We start from the raw sequence: 16492 nt of genomic DNA, 5'->3' as shown, positions 1-16492 counted from the left end.
GCCGGGCAACCATGAACGGGAGACCCGATCCCATGTCCATCCAGCTTGGCCAGATCGCACCCGACTTCACGCAGGAGACCAGCGAAGGTCGCATCTCCTTCCACGCCTGGCTCGGCGACAGCTGGGGCGTGCTGTTCAGCCACCCCAAGGACTTCACGCCCGTCTGCACGACCGAGCTCGCCGAGGCCGCGCGGCTGAAGCCGGAGTTCGACCGACGCGGCGTGAAGATCATCGGCCTGTCGGTCGATTCCACCGCCAACCACGGCGCCTGGGCCTCCGACATCGCCGAGACGCAGGGCCAGCGCCTGAACTTCCCCGTCATCGCGGACGCGGATCGTTCCGTGTCCAACCTCTACGGCATGATCCACCCCGAGGCCGATCCCTCCGTCACGGTGCGCACCGTGTTCGTCATCGACCCGCAGAAGAAGGTTCGGCTGACGCTCACCTATCCGCCAGCGACGGGCCGGAACTTCGAGGAGGTGCTGCGCGTGATCGACAGCCTGCAGCTGACCGACGCGCACAAGGTCGCCACCCCGGTGAACTGGCAGCCGGGCCAGGACGTCATCATCGTCCCGAGCGTCTCCGACGAGGAGGCGAAGCAGCGCTTCCCCGGCGGCTGGAAGGCGCTGAAGCCGTATCTCCGGATGGTGCCCGACCCGAAGGGCCCGAAGCAGGCCGCCGAGTAGCTACGCCTGAGCCGGCGACATTCAGCGCAGAGACCATTCGAGAATGCGCTGCCGTTAGTCAGATGGCGTGGTTTCCGAGAACCGGAGCGGAGCGTGCGTCAAGCCCGTGAGACCCGGAACCGCAGGAAGCCGAACCAAGGTGACCGCGGCAGTAGCGTGTTCGACTGGTCTCTCAGCTGCCGGCGATCAGCGCGACCGAGAAAAGCAGCCCGATGAAGATCGCCGCGCGGAGCAGGAGCGCGGCGAATTCGCGCGCCGGCGTCATCGCGCCACCGCCCGCGCCGGCACGGATGCGGAGGCGGCGAGCACCGCGGCGAGCGCAACGACAGGCCCGATCACGACCAGCGCGGGCGAGGCGATGCCTGCGCGCCGGACATCGAGCGTGCAGGCGCCGAGCGTCGTCGTCACGACGGACTGGTCTGGAAGGCTCGCGCGCGCGATCACGGCCACGGGGGTGGCCGGATCACGCCCGCCCGCGATCAGCCGGACCGCGATCGTATCGAGCGTCGAGACCGCCATGAACGCGACAAGCGTCGGCGCGCCGCGGGCGATCGCCTCCCAGTCGAGCCCTTCCGGAACCGATCCGCTCTCGTCATGGCCCGTCAGGAAGGTGACGGCGGAGGACAGCCCGCGATGCGTGACGGGAATGCCCGCAAGCGCCGGCGCGGCGATGCCGGCCGACACGCCTGGCACGATCTCGAACGGGATGCCGGCTTCCGCGAGCGCCATCGCCTCCTCCCCGCCTCTGCCGAACACGAAGGGGTCGCCGCCCTTTAACCGTACCACCCGCTTGCCCGCCCGCGCATGCGCCACGAGCAGCGCATTGATCCGCGCCTGCGGGAGCGTCGGCGCGGCCTTGCGCTTGCCGACGGCGACGATTTCCGCGCCCCGCCGCGCGTGGGCGAGCACGGCACGGCCGGCAAGCGTGTCGTGCAGGATAATGTCCGCCTGGGTCAGCGCCTGGGTGGCCCTGACAGTGAGGTGTGCGGGATCGCCCGGCCCTGCGCCGACGAGCCACACCGAACCGGGAACGAGCCGTTGCATGATTTGATGATGGCACGACTCATCTATGTGTGAAAATTCTTTTTGCGCTTTCAAATCGTGAATTCTATAAACGCCTGGCAGCGACGGAGGTCAGGCGTGGCGGGTCCATCGGGCGTCGAGCGGGTGAAAGCCGAAAGCCGCGGACTGCGCGGCGCCATCGCGTCGGAACTGGCAGACGACACTTCCCCCCAGGTCACGGAAGCCACCTACGGGCTTCTGAAGTTCCACGGCACCTACGAGCAGCATGACCGCGACACCGCGACGGCGCTGAAGCAGGCCGGGCGGGAGAAGGACTGGCAGTTCATGGTGCGGGTGCGCATCCCTGCCGGCAGGCTGACGGCGGCGCAGTACCTCGCGCTCGACCATCTCGCCGCGCGCCACGGCAACGGCACGCTGCGCGTCACCACGCGCCAGACCATCCAGTTCCACGGCATCGCCAAGCGGGACCTTCGCGACACGATCGCCTTCATCGACCACACGCTGCTGACCACCTTCGCCACCTGCGGCGATGTGGCGCGCAACGTCATGGCCACCCCTGCGCCGGTGAAGGATCGCGTACACGGCATGCTCGAAGAGAGCGCGCGGATGCTCTCGTCCGCTCTTCTTCCCCGCACCAGGGCGCACCACGCGATCTTCATCGCCGGCCAGGATGACGGGGCAGACGGCGAGGACGAGCCACTCTACGGGCCGACCTACCTGCCGCGGAAGTTCAAGATCGGCCTCGCGCACCCGGCCGACAACTCGATCGACGTGCTGGCGAACGATCTCGGCCTGGTGGCCGAGGTGGAGGGCGGCGCCATCTCCGGCTGGATCGTCTGCGTCGGCGGCGGGCACGGCATGACGCACAACAAGCCGCGGACCTATCCCCGCCTGGCGTCACCCGTGGGCCGGGTGGATCACGCAGACCTGCTTACTGCGGTCGAGGCCGTGGTGAAGCTCGCCCGCGATTTCGGCGACAGGACCGACCGCAAGCGCGCGCGCCTCAAGTACGTCGTCGACGACTTCGGCGCCGACTGGGTGAAGGACAGGCTCGCGGAACGGTTCGGCCGCAGGATGGACGACCCGCCACCCCTGCCCCGATTCACCATCCCGGACCATCTCGGCTGGCACGCCGAAGGCGACGGGCGCTGGTGGCTCGGCCTGCCCGTTCCCTCGGGCAGGATCGCCGACACCGAGGGCGCACGGCTGATGAGCGCGCTGCGCTCGGTCATCGCGCGGTTCGACCTCTCGCCCATCCTCACCCCGCAGCAGGACATCCTCCTCTCCGGCGTGCGGGAGGAGGAGAAGGCAACGGTCGAGGCCATGCTGCGCACCGCCGGCATTGCCTTCGCCGAGGACCGTTCCCCCCTCGCCCGCTGGGCGCTCGCCTGCCCCGCCTTGCCGACCTGCGGGCTGGCACTGACCGAGGCAGAGCGCGTGCGCGAACCGATGGTCGCCGCGCTCGAGGCCGTACTCCACCGCCACGGCCTGGAGGGCGAGCGCATCAGCGTCCGCATCACCGGCTGCCCGAACGGCTGCGCCCGGCCCTATGCGGGCGATATCGGCATCGTCGGCCGCATGCCCGGTTTCTACGCTCTGTACGTGGGGGGCGATTTCGAGGGAACGCGGCTCTCCTTCAAGCTCGCCGACAAGGTTGCGGAAGCGGGCATCGCCGCTGCGCTCGCCCCCCTCTTCGCCCGCTTTGCCGCCGAACGCGAGGCGGGTGAAGGCTTCGGCGATTTCTGCCACCGCCTCGGCCGCGACGCGTTGCTCGCCTCCGATCCCGCCAAGCTCGCGGCCGACTGAGATGGTCCGCGAAGCGCGCGCTCTCCTGCGATGTCGCCGCGTCTGACCGACGCTGCCGACACACGCCATCGCAGGAGAGATGACCATGACCGACACCACCCGCCGCACCGCACTTGCATCCGCGACCGCCGCCCTCGTGCTCGCCGCCACAGCGCGCCGCGCCGCGGCGCAGGGTACCTGGCCCGCACGGCCGATCCGCCTGATCGTTCCCGTCGCCCCGGGAGGCAGCCAGGACGTGGTCGCCCGCTACTGGGCGCGCGCCGTCGCTGACCGCATCGGCGGAACGATCACGGTCGAGAACGTTCCGGGCGGCGGTTCGACCATCGGCTACGCCGCGGCGGCACGCTCTGCAGGCGATGGCTACACACTTCTTGCCGGGGCAGACAGCCTCTCGATCGTCGGCACGCTCGCCCCGCGGCTCGGCTTCGACCCGCTCGGCTTCGCGCCGGTCCACCGCACGGTGCGCGTGCCGCAGATCCTCGTGGTCCGCGCCGACCATCCGTCGGCGGATCTCGGCGACTGGCTTTCCCGCGCCAGGGCGAAGGGAGCGAATGTCGGCACGCCGGGCACCGGCCAGCTCGCGCATCTCCTGACGGCGCAGCTCGCCGCCGAAAGCGGCGCGACGCTCACCCATGTCTCCTATCGCGGCGGGCCGCTCGCGCTGAACGATCTTCTCGCCGGGCATCTCGATGGGGTGATGATCAACATCGGCGCCGTCACCGGGCACGTGCGGGCCGGCAGGCTGCGCGGCCTCGCCGTCAGCCCGGGCACGCGAAGCGGCGCGCTGCCGGAGGTGCCGACGCTTGCCGAGAGCGGCTTCGCCGGGCTCACCGCGGTCGGCTGGCACGGCATCGTCGCCCCCGCCGGAACCGAGGCGGCGATCATCGCGCGGCTCAACGCGGCGAGCCGGGCGGCCGTGCAGGAGCCTGAGCTCGCCGGGCGCCTCGCGGCACTCGGCGTCGAGCCGACGGACGAGGGGCCGGAGGCGCTCGGGCTCGCGATCCGCGAGGACGCGGCGCGCTACGGCGAGATCATCCGCCGCTTCGACATCGTCGCGGAGGGCTGAGCGATGGCCGCCCTTCTCCCCCTCGCCTTCGACCTTGCTTCGGCCCGCGTCGGCATCGTCGGGCGCGGCCGCCAGGCGTTGAACCGGCTGCGGCTGGTGAGCGAGGCAGGTGTGGCCGACATCCAGCTCTGGTCCGACGCGCCATCTGCCGAGCTTGCATCGGCGACGCTGCGCCTTCGCCTCGGCCTGCCGAGCGAGAGCGAGATCGCCGGGCTGAAGCTCCTCTTCGTCGGCGACCTTGCCGAGGCCGAGGCCGAGCCGCTCGCCGCGACCGCGCGGCGCCTCGGCGTGATCGTCAACGTCGAGGACATTCCCCGCCTCTGCGACGTGCACGTTCCCGCCATCGTCCGCCGCGGCGACCTGACGCTTACCGTCTCGACCCGCGGCGCGGCACCCGGGCTCGCAGCCCGCATCCGGCGCGACCTTGAACGGCGCTACGGGCCCGAATGGGCGGAGCGGGTGGCCGAGATCGCCTCGCTCCGGGCCGAGCTTCGCAGGCAGGGCCACCCGCCCGATCGCGTCGCCGCGGCGATCGCCTCGACGGTCGCTTCCCGTGGCTGGCTTGGCGACCCGCCGGCCCATCGCTGGGGCGAGGAGCTCCGCTCGGCAGACGGTTCGGTTCCCGTCTGGCCGACCCTCTGCGCAGGCTAAGGGCCGGGCCGGCTGGGCACTGGACAGTGCGCCGGCCTGCGCGCCACGCTGGCGCATGGGCTTCGCGCACACGCTCGGCGGCACGCGCTTCGCGTTCGACACCCTTCGCGACCTTCTCGCGAAGGCAACCCCCTTCCGCTCGGGCGATGCGCTGGCCGGTGTCGCTGCCGGATCGGAAGCCGAACGCGTTGCCGCGCAGCACGCGCTTGCCGAGCTTCCGCTCACGCATTTCCTCGATGAGGCGGTTATCCCCTACGAGGAGGACGACGTCACCCGCCTGATCCTCGACGGGCATGACCGCGCCGCCTTCGCGCCCGTCTCGCACCTCACGGTCGGCGGCTTCCGAGACTGGCTCCTCGGCGAGGCGGACAGCGCGGCGCTCGCCGCCCTCGCGCCGGGGCTGACGCCGGAGATGGTCGCGGGCGTCGCCAAGATCATGCGCATCGCCGATCTCGTCTCCGTGGCCGCGAAGTGCCGCGTCACAACGCGGTTCCGCAACACGTTGGGCCTGCCCGGCACGCTCTCCGTGCGGCTCCAACCGAACGACCCGACGGACGATCCGCGCGGCGTGGCGGCGGCGGTGCTCGATGGGCTTCTGCTCGGCGCGGGCGATGCCGTGATCGGCGTCAACCCCGCGACGGACAGCGTGGCAAACACGATCCGCCTGCTTGAGCTGCTCGACATGGTGCGCGAGCGCTACGATATCCCGACGCAGTCCTGCGTGCTCGCGCACGTGACGACGACGATCTCCGCGATCGAGGCGGGCGCGCCGGTCGATCTCGTGTTCCAGTCGATCGGCGGGACGGAGGGGGTGAATGCGAGCTTCGGCGTCTCGCTCGCCCTGCTCGCCGATGCACGGGAGGCGGCGCTCTCGCTCAGGCGCGGCACGGTGGGCGACAACGTCATGTACTTCGAGACCGGCCAGGGCAGCGCACTCTCTGCCGAGGCGCATCACGGCGTCGACCAGCAGACGATCGAGGCGCGCGCCTATGCGGTGGCACGGCGCTACGAACCACTTCTCGTCAACTCCGTCGTCGGTTTCATCGGGCCGGAGTATCTCGCCAACGGCAAGCAGATCACCCGCGCGGGGCTCGAGGACCATTTCTGCGGCAAGCTTCTCGGCCTGCCGATGGGCGTGGATGTCTGCTATACGAACCACGCCGACGCCGACCAGGACGACATGGACGCGCTTCTGACGCTGCTCGGCGTCGCGGGCGTCACCTACGTGATGGGCGTGCCCGGGGCCGACGACGTGATGCTGAACTACCAGTCGACGAGCTTCCATGACGCGCTCGCCGTGCGCGCCGCGCTCGGCAAGCAGCCCGCGCCGGAATTCGCCGCCTGGCTCGACAGGATGGGGATCGGCGCCTCAGGGCTCGCCATTCCGCCCGCGCTCTCGCCCGCGCTGATCGGCCTTGGCTGAGCCGCCTTCCGCCTGGCGCGACCTGCGACGCTTCACCGCCGCGCGCGTCGGGCTCGGCCGGTCGGGCAACGGCCTGCCCACCCGGGTGCATCTCGCGTTCCAGGCAGCGCACGCGCTCGCACGCGACGCCGTGCATGCCCCGCTGGACACCGATGCCCTCGCGCGCGACCTCGCCGGGCTGGGCCTCGCCGTATCGTCGGTGCGCTCCCGCGCGCCAGACCGCGCCACCTATCTCCTCCGCCCCGATCTCGGCCGCGCCGGCAATGCGGACGACCTCGCCGCGCTACCGCGGGAGGGCGGCACAGCGCTGATGGTAGGCGACGGGCTTTCTGCAACCGCCGTGCAGCGCCACGCCGTGCCGCTTCTCGCATCAGCCCTGCCGCTTCTCGGCGAGGCCGCGCCGCGACGTGCCGTGATCGCGACGGGGGCGCGCGTCGCGCTCGGCGATGCCCTCGGCGAGGTGCTGGGGGCGGAGCTCGTGATCGTGCTGATCGGCGAGCGGCCGGGCCTGTCGGCTCCCGACAGCCTCGGCGCCTACATCACCTGGGCGCCACGCCCCGGCCGTACCGATGCCGAGAGGAACTGCATCAGCAACATCCGGCCCGGCGGGCTCGGCTTCGCGGAAGCGGCCGCGACGCTTGCCTGGCTCGTTGCCGAGATGCGGCGGCGGCGGCTCTCCGGCGTGGCGCTGAAGGACGAACGGCCGGCGGCACCCTCGCTGCCCGGCTGACAAATCCCCTTCCGCAAAGCCCGCGCTTCCGGCAACACTGCGCGCCCAAGCCCCGCCAGAGCCGGGGTGCATGCCAAAGTTGAGAGGGAGAGAAACGATGCTTCGACGCCGCACATTGCTCGCCGGCTCCACCGGCCTCCTCGCCGCGCCTGCGCTCGTCACCGGCGCTTCGGCGCAGGCGCAGTGGTCGCCCAACCGGCCGATCACGCTGGTGGTTCCCTGGGGAGCCGGCGGCGGCACGGATGCGACGGCGCGCTTCGTCGGCGCTGCGCTCGAGAAGGAGCTGAGCCAGCCGGTGAACGTCGTCAACCGCACCGGCGGGTCGGGCGTCGTCGGCCATTCCGCGATCGCGACCGCGCCGGCCGATGGCTACACGATCGGCATGATCACGGTCGAGATCGGGATGATGCACTGGCAGGGGCTCACCGAGCTCAAGGGCACGAGCTACACGCCACTCGCGCTGATGAACTCCGACCCGCCTGGCGTGCAGGTGAAGTCCGACAGCCCGCATCAGACCCTGAAGGCGCTCGCCGACGCGATCAAGGCGAACCCCGGCCGCATGACCGCCTCCGGAACCGGCCAGGGCGGCATCTGGCACCTCGCGCTCGCGGGCTGGCTGCAGGCGATGCAGCTCCCGCCGGACGCGGTTCGCTGGGTGCCCTCGAACGGCGCCGCTCCGGCGATGCAGGACCTCGCCGCCGGCGGCGTCGACATCGTCACCTGCTCGGTGCCGGAAGCGCGCGCGATGATCGAGGCGAACCGCGCCAAGAGCCTCGCCATCATGGCGCCGGAGCGGAACCCGCAATTCGCGAACGTGCCGACGCTGAAGGAAGAGCTCGGCATCGACTACACCCTCGCCGCCTGGCGGGGCATCGCGGGCCCGCGCAACCTGCCGCAGCCGGTCGTCGCGCGGTACGTTCCGCTGCTGCAGAAGATCTGGAACAGCGACGACTTCAAGACCTTCATGAACAGCCGCGGCTTCGGCATGACCTGGCGCGACCCCGCGGGCTTCGCCTCCTACATGGCCGAGGATGACGCGAAGATGGGCGTCGTCATGAAGGCCGTCGGCCTCGCCAAGTCGTGACGCTCCGCTTCTCGCCCGCGCGGGAGCGCCTCCCGTGCGGGTGAACGAGGCGGTGATCGGGGTCCTCCTGATCGTTCTCGCCGTCGCCGTGTTCCTGGCGACGGCGAGCTTTCCCCGCATCCCCGGCCAGCCCTACGGGCCCGACCTGTTTCCAAGGCTCGTCGGCGCTCTGCTCGGACTCGCGGGCGTGATGATGATCATCCGCGGCGTGGCGATGACGCCGCGCCGGCCCCTGGTCGAATTCCCGGAATGGGCGAGAAGCCACCGTGCCGCGGGCGCGATCGTTCTCGCGCTCGCTTCGGTGATCGCCTACATCCTCGTCTCCGACACGGTCGGCTTCGTGATCAGTGCGGCGGTGATGCTGCTCGTGCTGATGCTGTATCTCCGCGTCCGGCCCCATGTCGCGGTGATCGCCTCGGTCGCGACGACGCTGATGGTCGAATACGGCTTCGGCAGCCTGATGAGGATCCCGCTTCCGCGGGGCCTTCTCGTGGTGTTCGCCTGATGGGTGCCGTCGGCCAGGCCTTCGGCCTGATCCTCGATGTGAACGTGCTGCTGACGATCCTCGGCAGCGCGATCTTCGGCATCCTCGTCGGCGCCATCCCCGGGCTGACCGCGACGATGGCGACCGCGCTTCTCGTTCCGGTGACCTTCTTCATGCCGCCCGTGCCCGCGCTCGCCGCGATCGTGACGGCAACGGCGATGGCGATCTTCGCCGGCGACATTCCCTCGACGCTTCTGCGCATGCCGGGAACCCCAGCCTCGGCCGCCTATACCGATGAGGCCTTCGCGATGACGCGGAAGGGCCAGGCGGAGCTCGCGCTCGGCGTCAACGTCATCTACTCGGCCGTGGGCGGGCTGTTCGGCACGGTGGTGCTGATGGTCGCCGCCCCCGTCCTTGCCGACCTCGCTCTCGGCTTCTCGAGCTTCGAGTATTTCTGGCTCGCCTGCCTCGGCCTCACCTGTGGCGTGTTCATCGCCTCGCTCACCCCGCTCGCGGCGATGGTGTCGCTGCTGCTCGGCCTTCTGGTCGCGACCGTCGGGTTCGATGCCATCTCGGGCTACCCGCGCTTCACCTTCGGCGTGACCGACCTGATGTCGGGCGTGTCGTTCATTCCCGCGATGATCGGCCTGTTCGCTGTGAGCGAGGTGCTCCGCGGCATGGCAGACCCCGACAACGCCGCGACCATGCCGCAGCAGCGCATCGGCAACATCTTCAAGGGCCTCGGCGCGATCACCCGGCGCTACTGGCCGAACATCCTGCGCGGCAACGCCATCGGCACGGTCGTCGGCGCGCTGCCTGGCGCTGGGGCGGACATCGCCGCCTGGGTGGCCTACGCCGTCTCGAAGAAGTTCTCGAAGGAGCCGGAGAAGTTCGGCACCGGCCATGTGGAAGGGATCATCGACGCGACGAGCGCGAACAATTCCTCCCTCGGCGCGGCGTGGATTCCCGCGCTCGTCTTCGGGATCCCGGGTGATTCGATCACCGCAATCGTCATCGGCGTTCTTTACATGAAGGGGATGAACCCGGGCCCGACCGTGTTCATCCAGAACCCGCAGCTCATCTACGCGGTGTTCATGGCCTTCATCGTCGCCAACATCCTGATGGTGCCGCTGGGGCTCGCGGCGATCAGGGGGGCGACCTACATCCTGCGCGTGCCGCGGCGCGTGCTGCTGCCGATCATCCTGCTGTTCTGCATGGTGGGCAGCTTCGCCATCACCTCATCGGTGTACGGCATCATCATCATGCTCGCGGCCGGCGTCGTCGGCTGGATCATGGAGGAGAACGGCATCCCCGTCGCGCCGGCGATCCTCGGCCTCGTTCTCGGCGAGCTTCTCGAGCAGACCTTCATGACCTCGATGATCAAGGCGGAGGGCAACCTGCTCGCCTTCTTCGACCGGCCCCTCTCAGTCGTGCTCGGCGTGCTGACGATACTGGTGTGGCTGTTCGCGGGCCTGAACGCGATCCGCACGCTGATCCGCTCGCGGAAGGAGGCTGCGGCGGCAGGCTAGCGAACGATGCTCGCCCCTGCCGCAAGCGTCGCCCCGAAGCCCAGCACGAAGGCAAGCAGCATGAGGAGAGAGGGGATGCGGATGTTCGTTGCCATCGCGTCGGTCGTACCGGTTCCCTTGTCGAGCGCGTTGTGCGACCCCGTGATCGCAAGCATCGCCCACAGGCCGAAGAACACCGCGAGGCCGTAGAGCCCCCAGGCAAGCTGCAGCGCGACGGGAACGGAGAGTTCGGCCATTCCGGCCGGCTTGAACTCCTTGGCGAAGGTCACCGTCAGCGTCGCGATCGCGGTTGCGAGCGTGATCACCTGGCGGCAGGTCTCGTAGGCGCTCTTCAGCCCTTCGCGCGAGCTCGACGGCGACTTGGTTGGATCGGCCATGTCCGCCCTCAGCAGATTGGAAAGAGCGGGCAGAGCCTGCTGATCGCAGCACCCCAGGTGACCTCGCCGATCACCGGGCCGCGACTCTCGAGGTAGCCGCGTTCCTGGTGCGCCGCCTCGATCATCGCATCGATAAAGGTCGCGAGATTGCCCTCGGCGAGCCGGATCATGCCCTCCTCGGGAACGCGTTCCGCCTGGGCACGGTCGAGCACGAGCCTTGCCATCTGCTTGGCCTGCATGGGCAGCATCTGCTCAACGCCATCGCCGAACACGTAGCCACGGCTCGCGGCGTGGTGGGCGGCGAAATGCCAGAGGCGGGCTGCAACGACACGCGCGTCTGCCATCGCTTCTCTCCCGAATGCGGGCCAATCCTAGCGGAGCGGCACCCGGAACGCGAGCGAAACGAGGATCAGCGCGGCGTCGCGCCCTCCCCGAGGTCCCACCACAGCCCCGCCATCAGCGCGATGCCCTGGCGCAGCGTCGCGGGGATCGCGTGCTCGTCGGGCCCGTGCTGCTTGCAGCCGGAGTAGGAGTGCGGGATCCAGAGAAGCGGCACGTGGAGGTGGTCGACGAACACATCGCCTGGCAGGCCGCCGGAGCTGTTCGGGATCACCTGTGCGGGGCGGTTCATGATGCGCGCGATCGAGCCGGCGGCGAACGTCACCCAGGGGTTCGCGGGGTCAGTGCGGCTTGCCGGCATGCGGATGCCGGCACGCTCGATCCGCACCTCCGGAAAGCCCTGCGCATCGAGATGCTTCCGAAGCGCGGGCTCGAACACGGCGGCATCGGTATCGACCGTGTAGCGGATCTGGCAATGCGCACGGGCGTCGGGCGCGACGGCGTTCACCGGCCCGTCCGGCTTGCCCGAGACCATCGCGAGAACGATGAAGCTGTTCCAGCCGTAGATCTTCTCGGCAGGCGTCAGCCCCGGCTCGCCCCAGCCTTCGTCGATCGTCGCCGCCTCGCCGCCACCGCCGAGCGGGCAGCCCTCGAGCACCGACTTCACGGCCGCCGGCACGCCACCCGAGGGCGTCCAGCCAGGCACGAGGATCTTCCCGTTGCGGTCCATGATCGCCGCGAGCGCGTGGGCGAGGATGATCGCGGGGTCGCGCGTCAGCCCGCCCCAATGCCCGGAGTGCACGCCGCCCTGGCGGAGCGACACGACGAGGTCGAAATGGAACGTGCCGCGCGTTCCGGTGCAGATCGTCGGGATCTCCGGCGTCACGCGCGGCCCATCGGAGCCGATCAGCACGTCTGCCGCGAGCAGGTCCTTGTTCGCGGCGACGAATTCCTTCAACCCGGCCGAGCCACGCTCCTCGGCGGTCTCGATCACGAGCTTGAGGTTGAAGCCGAGGCGCCCGTTCCGCTCGGCCAGCACCGCCTCGAGCGCGGCGAGGTTCAGCGCATGCTGGCCCTTGTTGTCCGCGGTGCCCCGCCCGTACCAGCGCCCATCGCGCTCGGTGAGTTTCCAGGGGTCGAGCCCTTCGCTCCACTGCTCTGGGAGGCCGCGCACCGTGTCGCCATGGCCGTAGGTGATCACCGTCGGCAGGCCCTCTCCTTCGCTACGCAGGCCGACGAGGATCGGCCCCGCGCCAGCGACCGGGTTCTCATGAATCGACACCTCGAAGCCGAGGCGGACGAGCCAGTCCTTCAGCGCGCCGCCGAGATAGCGGTCGAGGTCCAGCCGGTGCGCCGCCTCCTGGCTCGTCGAGGGAATGGCCACGAGCCCGGCGAGCGTGTCGCGGAACGCGCCGCTGTCAAAATGCGCCGTTGCCCGTGCGATCGCTGCCTCGCGTGTGCCTGCCATCTCGTCCCTCCTTGCCGGTGGCGCGGACGCTGGCACCATCGTGCGCGAGCGTCTAGCCTCAGCCGCGCATGGCACGGCCCCTTCTCATCGGCAACGGCGCGGGGTTCTCGGGCGACAGGCTCGATGTCGCGCTTCCCGTGGTGCGCACGCTGATCGCGCGCGGCGGCCCCGCGGCGATGACGTTCGAGACGCTCGCCGAACGCACGCTGGCCCTCGGCGTTCTCGCGCGCCGCGGCAATGACGATGCCGGCTACGAACCCATGCTTCTTCCGCTGCTACGCCCCGTGCTTGGCCCCTGCCTCGGGCATGGCATTCCGATCATCGGCAATTTCGGTGCCGCCAACCCGCGCGGCGCGGCCGCAGCCATCGCTAGGCTTGCCTCCGAACTCGGCCTGCGCACGCCGCGCATCGCGGTGCTGGAGGGCGACGATGTGCGCGCGGTGCTCGATGAGCCCTCCGTGCTGTGGCCGGAAGGGCGGCCCACCGGCGAGATCGTCGCGGCCAATGCCTATCTCGGCGCCTTCCCGATCGCCGAGGCGCTGGCCGACGGCGCGGAGATCGTGGTGACGGGGCGCATCGCCGATCCTGCGCTGGCGCTCGGGCCGCTCATCCATCATTTCGGCTGGGCAGCGGGCGAGCATGACCGTCTCGCTTCCGGAACGCTCGCGGGACATCTTCTCGAATGCGGCGCGCAGGTGACGGGCGGCTACTTCGCCGACCCCGGCGTGAAGGACGTGCCGGGTACGGAACGCCTCGGCTTTCCCATCGCGGAGGTGACGGAGGATGGCGTGATCACCGTCACGAAGGCGGACGACACCGGCGGACTGGTGGACCGTCGCACGGTAACCGAGCAGATCCTCTACGAGATCCACGACCCGGCCGCCTATCTCACGCCCGACGTGACGCTCGACGTGACGGAGGTGCGCGTGGCCGAGCTCGGCAGCGACCAGGTGCGCGTCACCGGCGCGCGTGGGCGCCCCGCGCCGGACACGCTGAAGGCCACCGTCAGCCTCTCGGGTGGTTTCCTCGCAGAAGGCGAGATCAGCTACGCAGGGCCGAACGCCGGCGCGCGTGCGCGGCTCGCGTCGGACACGCTCCGCAAGCGCCTCGCGCCCGCCGGCAACAGCGTACGCTCCCGCATCGACATCCTCGGGCTGCAGGCCGTGTTCGACAGCGACGATGCGGCACGTGGCGCACGCGCGGTGGAGGATGGCGAGTTCCGCGTGCGCCTCGCCGCCGCCTCGCCCGATCGTGCCGCTGCGGAGGAAGCCGCGCGCGAGGTGCTGCATCTCTACTGCACAGGGCCTGCGGGCGGCGGCGGCGTTCGGGTCTCCGTCACCCCCCGCATCGCTACGACGAGCGCGCTGATCCCCCGCTCCCTCGTCACGCCGCGCGTGAGCCTCCTGCCATGAGCGAGGCCTTTACCGTTCCCCTGCACGCGATCGCCCATGCGCGCACCGGCGACAAGGGGAACAGGCTGAACTGCGCCGTGATCGCGCACGCGGCGGAGGCCTACCCCCTCCTCGCAGAGCAGGTGACGGAGGCGCGGGTCGCCGCGCTCTTCGCGCATCGCCGGCCGAGCCAGGTGGCGCGCTACCTCCTGCCGAACCTCTGGGCCATCAACCTCGTGATCGACGACGTTCTCGAAGGCGGGGTGAACGGCTCGCTCGGCCTCGACGGGCACGGCAAGACGCTCTCCTTCCTCGTCCTCACCCTGCCGGTCACCGTTCCGGGCGAGGTGCTCGCGCTCGTCCGGTCGGCCATTGGCGCGCGGGCGATCAGCGTCTAGCCTCCGGCCGTCCTGGAACAGGGAGTGGCCGCGTGCTGCAGATCCGTATCCCCTATCTGATCTTCCTCGGCGAGGCGCATGACCAGCTCGCCGGCAAGACGGGCGTCGGCGTCGCCGAATGGCGCCGCGAGCAGTGCGTCGGCCAGCTTCGCCTTCCCGGCTGCCAGGCCGATGCGGGCCTGCCCGACCTGACCTTGGAGCAGGCGGCCGAGAAAGGCGCCAAGACGCTGCTGATCGGCACCACCGTGCGTGGCGGGCGGATCAACGAGGCCTGGCAGCAGTTGATGGTGCGCGCGCTCGAGCTCGGGATGGATATCGCCTCGGGCCTGCATGACAGGGTGGGCGACCTCCCAGCGGTCCGCGAGGCGGCAGCGCTGTTCCACCGCACCATCCATGACGTGCGCACGCCGCAGGGCACCTTCCCGGTCGGCACCGGGCTGCACCGCGCGGGCAAGCGCGTGCTCACCGTCGGCACGGATTGCTCGATCGGCAAGATGTACACGGGGCTGGCGCTCGAGCGGGACATGAAGGCCGCCGGGATGAACGCGACCTTCCGCGCGACGGGCCAGACCGGCATCCTGATCGCCGGCTCCGGCATCCCGCTTGATGCCGTGGTGGCCGACTTCATCTCGGGCGCGGTGGAGATGCTGTGCCCCGCCAACGCGCCCGACCATTGGGACGTGGTGGAGGGCCAGGCCACTGTGCTGCATCCGTCCTATGCCGGCGTGACGGTCGGGCTCGTGATGGGTGCGCAGCCGGATGCGATGGTGATGGTGCATCACGCAACCCGGGCGACCATGCGAGGCCTCGGCGACAGGCCGGTTCCGGGCATCGCGGAGACGATTGCCGCGCACGAGGCCTGTGCCCGCGTCACCAACCCAGCCGCGAAGGTGATCGGCATCAGCCTCAACACCAAGGACATGGACGAGAAGGCCGCGATGGACGAGATCGCGCGCACGGCGGACCGTTTCGGCATGCCGACGATCGACCCGGCGCGGACGGGCTGCGGGCCGATCGTCGCCGTCCTGAAGGGGCTGTGAGGCGATGCCGCGCCTTCTCACCGTCCATGAGGAAGTGTTCCCGCTCCGCGGGACCTTCCGCATTAGTCGCGGTTCGCGTACCGAGGCGCGCGTTCTCGTGTGCGAGATCACCGAGGGCGAGGCGATCGGCCGAGGCGAATGCACGCCCTATTCCCGCTATGGCGAGACGGTCGACGACGTCGCCGCCGCCATCGCCGCGATCGGCCCCTCCATCGCGGGCGGGTTGGGGCGCGAGGGGCTGCAGCGGGCGATGCGTGCCGGTGCCGCCCGCAACGCGGTCGACTGCGCGCTGTGGGACCTCGAGGCGAAGCTCGCGGGCAAGCGTGTGTGGGAACTCGCGGGCCTGCCCGAGCCGAAACCGGTGACGACCGCCTACACGCTCTCTGTCGATGCGCCAGAGGCGATGGGCAAGTCGGCAGCAGAGGCGGCGGCGCGGCCGCTCCTGAAGCTGAAGCTCACCGGCGACGGCGAGGATGCCGCCCGCGTCGCGGCCGTGCGTGCCAACGCGCCGGAGGCGCGCATCATCGTCGATGCGAACGAGGCGTTGACGCTCGAGCAGGCGCGGGACATCGCGCCGGCGCTTGCCGAGGCGCGCGTGGAGATGCTCGAGCAGCCGCTGCACGCGGAGCAGGACGAGGCCCTGCGCGACGTCGCCTTCCCACTCCCGCTCGGCGCGGACGAGAGCTGCCACGACACCACCACGTTGAAGCGCCTGGTCGGTCTCTACCAGGTCGTCAACATCAAGCTCGACAAGACAGGCGGGCTGACCGAGGCGCTCCGGCTCCGCGAGGCGGCACAGGCCGCCGGGTTCAAGGTGATGGTCGGCTGCATGCTGGCGAGCTCGCTCTCGATGGCGCCGGCGCATCTTGTCGCCCAGGGGGCCGATTTCGTCGACATCGACGGGCCGCTGCTCATGGCACGCGACCGGTCGCCCGGCCTCCGCTACGATGGAAGCCTCGTCCACCCTCCCGAGCCCGACCTCTGGGGCTGAGCCAGG

The 16492-nt window shown here is 70.3% G+C and carries 17 protein-coding genes; 13 read left to right on the top strand and 4 right to left on the bottom strand.

Annotated elements, in window-relative coordinates; all coding sequences use genetic code 11:
- The first annotated feature begins 32 nt into the window (after positions 1 to 32).
- Positions 33 to 686 (top strand): peroxiredoxin, encoded by a 654-nt coding sequence (locus FIF60_RS03665; protein ID WP_144183952.1) that lies wholly within the window; start codon positions 33 to 35, stop codon positions 684 to 686.
- A gap of 261 nt (positions 687 to 947) precedes the next feature.
- Here FIF60_RS03665 and cobA read toward each other — a convergent pair whose 3' ends face one another.
- Positions 948 to 1730, bottom strand: a complete 783-nt coding sequence (gene cobA / locus FIF60_RS03660; RefSeq protein WP_144183950.1) for a uroporphyrinogen-III C-methyltransferase — start codon at positions 1728 to 1730, stop codon at positions 948 to 950.
- 96 nt (positions 1731 to 1826) lie between these two features.
- Here cobA and FIF60_RS03655 point away from each other — a divergent pair, with 96 nt between their 5' ends.
- The 8 genes from FIF60_RS03655 to FIF60_RS03620 all read left to right on the top strand — a co-directional run bounded on the left by FIF60_RS03655 (position 1827) and on the right by FIF60_RS03620 (position 10482).
- On the top strand, positions 1827 to 3515 hold the full coding sequence (locus FIF60_RS03655) for an NADPH-dependent assimilatory sulfite reductase hemoprotein subunit (RefSeq protein WP_204251095.1): 1689 nt from the start codon (positions 1827 to 1829) through the stop codon (positions 3513 to 3515).
- Between the two features lie 85 nt (positions 3516 to 3600).
- Positions 3601 to 4581 carry a Bug family tripartite tricarboxylate transporter substrate binding protein gene (locus tag FIF60_RS03650; protein WP_158639052.1) on the top strand — a complete coding sequence of 327 codons (981 nt, stop codon included), beginning with the start codon at positions 3601 to 3603 and terminating at the stop codon, positions 4579 to 4581.
- 3 nt (positions 4582 to 4584) lie between these two features.
- Complete coding sequence (locus FIF60_RS03645; RefSeq protein WP_144183946.1) at positions 4585 to 5232, top strand: precorrin-2 dehydrogenase/sirohydrochlorin ferrochelatase family protein; 648 nt, start codon at positions 4585 to 4587, stop codon at positions 5230 to 5232.
- A gap of 55 nt (positions 5233 to 5287) precedes the next feature.
- Positions 5288 to 6655 (top strand): ethanolamine ammonia-lyase subunit EutB, encoded by a 1368-nt coding sequence (locus tag FIF60_RS03640; protein ID WP_144183944.1) that lies wholly within the window; start codon positions 5288 to 5290, stop codon positions 6653 to 6655.
- Entirely contained in the window at positions 6648 to 7385 is a 738-nt protein-coding gene (gene eutC / locus FIF60_RS03635) for an ethanolamine ammonia-lyase subunit EutC (RefSeq protein ID WP_144183942.1), read from the top strand. Before FIF60_RS03640 ends, eutC begins: the two co-directional genes overlap by 8 nt.
- Positions 7386 to 7482: 97 nt before the next feature.
- Positions 7483 to 8469: a Bug family tripartite tricarboxylate transporter substrate binding protein gene (locus FIF60_RS03630; protein WP_144183940.1), complete on the top strand. Its 987-nt coding sequence runs from the start codon at positions 7483 to 7485 to the stop codon at positions 8467 to 8469.
- Positions 8470 to 8503: 34 nt separating this feature from the next.
- Entirely contained in the window at positions 8504 to 8974 is a 471-nt protein-coding gene (locus FIF60_RS03625; protein WP_144183938.1) for a tripartite tricarboxylate transporter TctB family protein, read from the top strand.
- A complete protein-coding gene (locus FIF60_RS03620; protein ID WP_239451477.1) occupies positions 8974 to 10482 on the top strand; it encodes a tripartite tricarboxylate transporter permease in 1509 nt (502 codons plus the stop codon). The genes FIF60_RS03625 and FIF60_RS03620 overlap by 1 nt, the downstream gene beginning before the upstream one ends.
- On the opposite strand, the gene FIF60_RS03615 is transcribed toward FIF60_RS03620, so the two are convergent.
- The 3 genes from FIF60_RS03615 to FIF60_RS03605 form a co-directional block, all read right to left on the bottom strand.
- Positions 10479 to 10859, bottom strand: a complete 381-nt coding sequence (locus FIF60_RS03615; protein WP_144183936.1) for a hypothetical protein — start codon at positions 10857 to 10859, stop codon at positions 10479 to 10481. The genes FIF60_RS03620 and FIF60_RS03615 overlap by 4 nt on opposite strands.
- An 8-nt stretch (positions 10860 to 10867) precedes the next feature.
- Positions 10868 to 11203: a hypothetical protein gene (locus FIF60_RS03610; protein WP_144183934.1), complete on the bottom strand. Its 336-nt coding sequence runs from the start codon at positions 11201 to 11203 to the stop codon at positions 10868 to 10870.
- A 65-nt stretch (positions 11204 to 11268) separates the two neighbouring features.
- A complete protein-coding gene (locus FIF60_RS03605) occupies positions 11269 to 12666 on the bottom strand; it encodes a M20/M25/M40 family metallo-hydrolase (protein WP_144183931.1) in 1398 nt (465 codons plus the stop codon).
- A gap of 68 nt (positions 12667 to 12734) precedes the next feature.
- Between FIF60_RS03605 and FIF60_RS03600 the strand changes: the two genes are divergently transcribed.
- The 4 genes from FIF60_RS03600 to dgcA are packed head-to-tail and all read left to right on the top strand — an operon-like array spanning position 12735 to position 16486.
- Positions 12735 to 14078, top strand: a complete 1344-nt coding sequence (locus tag FIF60_RS03600) for an acyclic terpene utilization AtuA family protein (protein ID WP_144183929.1) — start codon at positions 12735 to 12737, stop codon at positions 14076 to 14078.
- Positions 14075 to 14455 (top strand): AtuA-related protein, encoded by a 381-nt coding sequence (locus FIF60_RS03595; RefSeq protein ID WP_144183927.1) that lies wholly within the window; start codon positions 14075 to 14077, stop codon positions 14453 to 14455. Before FIF60_RS03600 ends, FIF60_RS03595 begins: the two co-directional genes overlap by 4 nt.
- A gap of 32 nt (positions 14456 to 14487) precedes the next feature.
- Entirely contained in the window at positions 14488 to 15495 is a 1008-nt protein-coding gene (gene dgcN / locus FIF60_RS03590) for an N-acetyltransferase DgcN (protein ID WP_144183925.1), read from the top strand.
- 4 nt (positions 15496 to 15499) lie between these two features.
- Complete coding sequence (dgcA, locus tag FIF60_RS03585; RefSeq protein ID WP_144183923.1) at positions 15500 to 16486, top strand: N-acetyl-D-Glu racemase DgcA; 987 nt, start codon at positions 15500 to 15502, stop codon at positions 16484 to 16486.
- Positions 16487 to 16492: the final 6 nt, after the last annotated feature.

Origin of the sequence: Elioraea rosea (genome assembly GCF_007644105.1) — a bacterium.
Taxonomy (GTDB): Bacteria; Pseudomonadota; Alphaproteobacteria; order Acetobacterales; family Acetobacteraceae; genus Elioraea_A; species Elioraea_A rosea.
The sequence above is the reverse complement of the archived record's forward strand: the minus strand, read 5'-3'. Positions and strand labels throughout refer to the sequence as shown.

Bases quoted from the DNA above. Each gene is read 5' to 3' on its own strand.
- FIF60_RS03595 (WP_144183927.1), top strand. From the start codon at position 14,075: ATGAGCGAGGCCTTTACCGTTCCCCTGCACGCGATCGCCCATGCGCGC.
- FIF60_RS03600 (WP_144183929.1), top strand. From the start codon at position 12,735: ATGGCACGGCCCCTTCTCATCGGCAACGGCGCGGGGTTCTCGGGCGAC.
- FIF60_RS03665 (WP_144183952.1), top strand. From the start codon at position 33: ATGTCCATCCAGCTTGGCCAGATCGCACCCGACTTCACGCAGGAGACC.
- FIF60_RS03640 (WP_144183944.1), top strand. From the start codon at position 5,288: ATGGGCTTCGCGCACACGCTCGGCGGCACGCGCTTCGCGTTCGACACC.
- FIF60_RS03645 (WP_144183946.1), top strand. From the start codon at position 4,585: ATGGCCGCCCTTCTCCCCCTCGCCTTCGACCTTGCTTCGGCCCGCGTC.
- FIF60_RS03610 (WP_144183934.1), bottom strand. From the start codon at position 11,203: ATGGCAGACGCGCGTGTCGTTGCAGCCCGCCTCTGGCATTTCGCCGCC.
- FIF60_RS03620 (WP_239451477.1), top strand. From the start codon at position 8,974: ATGGGTGCCGTCGGCCAGGCCTTCGGCCTGATCCTCGATGTGAACGTG.
- FIF60_RS03615 (WP_144183936.1), bottom strand. From the start codon at position 10,859: ATGGCCGATCCAACCAAGTCGCCGTCGAGCTCGCGCGAAGGGCTGAAG.
- dgcA (WP_144183923.1), top strand. From the start codon at position 15,500: ATGCCGCGCCTTCTCACCGTCCATGAGGAAGTGTTCCCGCTCCGCGGG.
- FIF60_RS03650 (WP_158639052.1), top strand. From the start codon at position 3,601: ATGACCGACACCACCCGCCGCACCGCACTTGCATCCGCGACCGCCGCC.
- cobA (WP_144183950.1), bottom strand. From the start codon at position 1,730: ATGCAACGGCTCGTTCCCGGTTCGGTGTGGCTCGTCGGCGCAGGGCCG.
- FIF60_RS03630 (WP_144183940.1), top strand. From the start codon at position 7,483: ATGCTTCGACGCCGCACATTGCTCGCCGGCTCCACCGGCCTCCTCGCC.
- FIF60_RS03605 (WP_144183931.1), bottom strand. From the start codon at position 12,666: ATGGCAGGCACACGCGAGGCAGCGATCGCACGGGCAACGGCGCATTTT.